The sequence below is a fragment of the Ketobacter sp. GenoA1 genome, assembly GCF_003671475.1.
Lineage (GTDB): Bacteria > Pseudomonadota > Gammaproteobacteria > Pseudomonadales > Ketobacteraceae > Ketobacter.
Map to the genome: position 1 here is coordinate 1 of NZ_RCHM01000040.1, position 1,967 is coordinate 1,967.

Below are 1,967 nucleotides of genomic sequence, written 5' to 3' on the forward strand. Positions count from 1 at the left end.
AGGTTGGTACCGGCACCGTTTTAACTATCCGGTCAACGCGGACCCATCTACGCCGCGCCAACATGTGGTCGCTACGCTTTTTACCACATGTTGGCACAACGCAGCTGGGCCGGTTACCTCAGCGTTAAATGGTGCCCTGTAGTTTGATTCGTTTTAAGTGATATTCGGCTTCGCCGGAGCGCTTTGAGGTTGGGTAGTGGTATCAAAGATTTGAGTGGTTGATAGTGATCACGTTCGTTGAACTCTACCAGCAATGGGTATCGCAATCGTATTATCCCAGCAGATCTAAAGCGTAGATTTCGTAGTTCTAAATAGGTTTGCCAGGCTGTTGAAGGTCGACCCTCAAACCGTACGTTCTTCGTGGTTGTAGTAGGGTGTATTGGTGTTGGCAATTACGGTATTCTAATTGTCATGTTCGTTGAGTTTAGGGTGGCGCGCTCGCGCCACAACGCGGTTGTTGGCAGGTTGGTTCCAGCACCGTTTTAACTATCCGGTCAACGCGGACCCAGCTACGCCGCACCAACATGTGGTCGCTTCGCTTTTTACCACATGTTGGCACAACGCAGCTGGGCCGGTTACCTCAGCGTTAGGCTAATTTTGGGCTTTGTAGTACTTATATGAAAGGGAATCTTGTCGGGGTAGTTGTAACCTGGCTTTCATCGGTAATATATTGTTTAAATTACTCATTTTACAGCGAGTATTCGTACAATACGAACTATGTAAGTCTTGGGATTGCGAGCACTGCCTTATTTACTCTGTGGGTGGTTCTGAAGTACACGGGGCTTCTTCATGGCCTATCTCCACTAAAATTGGCTATGATTTTAATTGTTGCGTATCCGATGGTTTACTTAGGGTTGGTGTTGGCTATGGCGTACTTGGTCGTAAACGATAGTTATAAGATGATGAACTCCATTAGCGAAGCAAGATTTATCACGTTTCACTTAGCGCTTATGGTGGTTCTAGGCTTTGCTGTAAGTAATTTGATTTCAGTGTTTAACAGGTATCGGGGCTAGCCTAACAATTACATCAACCATCGTTCCGGCTTTCAGCCTGCACTGGACGGCGCTACGCGGCAAAAAATGGTGTGCTCGCTAGCGCTCACGATAACACCATTTTTTACCGCGCAGCGCCGCCGGTTATGTAGGGCGTTAGCCATCAAAAGGAGATTCAAGTTTGCCTCAAGAATTGTATGTAATAAGTCTCGTCTTTTCTTGCTTAGCGCTGCTGGTTTCTGCAACCACGGCGTGGCTGACACTGTTCCGAAAAGGAAAGCTGGTTATGACCCAGCCAACTGTGGTTTTCTTTGGGCCTGATGGCTCTCGGTTTGACAGCCAAAAAAACAAAGTTTACTTGCGTACGCTCCTGTATAGCACTTCTAAAAAAGGCCAGGTTATCGAGAGCCTTCACATTGCCCTACATCGCAACGAATCAAAACAAAATTTTAATATATGGGTGTACGGAGAGAAAGGAGACTTGAAGCGAGGTAGTGGCCTGTTTATACCTCAAGAGGGAGTTACTTACGACCATCATTTTCTATTGCCTGAAGACGGAGCTAATTTTCAATTTTTATCAGGCTCCTACAGTTTGGTAGTTTTTGCAAAGATGGTTGGCAATGCTTCTCTTCAACAGCTTTCATCGGTAAAACTATACATATCTGAATCACAGGCTGAGAAACTAGCGGAACCAAATACCGGAATTTATTTTGATTGGGGGCCTGACCAACAGTCTTACCATTCACATATTGATATAAAGCCAGAGCAAGATCGTGATATTGAGTCTCTGCTCGAATTAATGGCTAACAAGAAAATGCAGCCGACGCAAAAAGCGCGCGGCTGATTTAGGCGTTATGCAATCGTCCTACATACCAGCAATGACCAGAACCACTAATGAAAGAATACTATTGTTTTAAGTGCCACAAAGATATGCCCTTCCTCGAAGAGGACGAGTGGTCTCGGGTTGCACATTAT

At 45.6% G+C, this 1,967-nt stretch carries 1 protein-coding gene; it reads left to right on the plus strand.

Annotated elements, in window-relative coordinates; genetic code table 11:
* The first annotated feature begins 1,173 nt into the window (after nt 1-1,173).
* Complete coding sequence (locus D9N13_RS14105; protein WP_290591418.1) at nt 1,174-1,836, plus strand: hypothetical protein; 663 nt, start codon at nt 1,174-1,176, stop codon at nt 1,834-1,836.
* Nucleotides 1,837-1,967 lie beyond the last annotated feature (131 nt).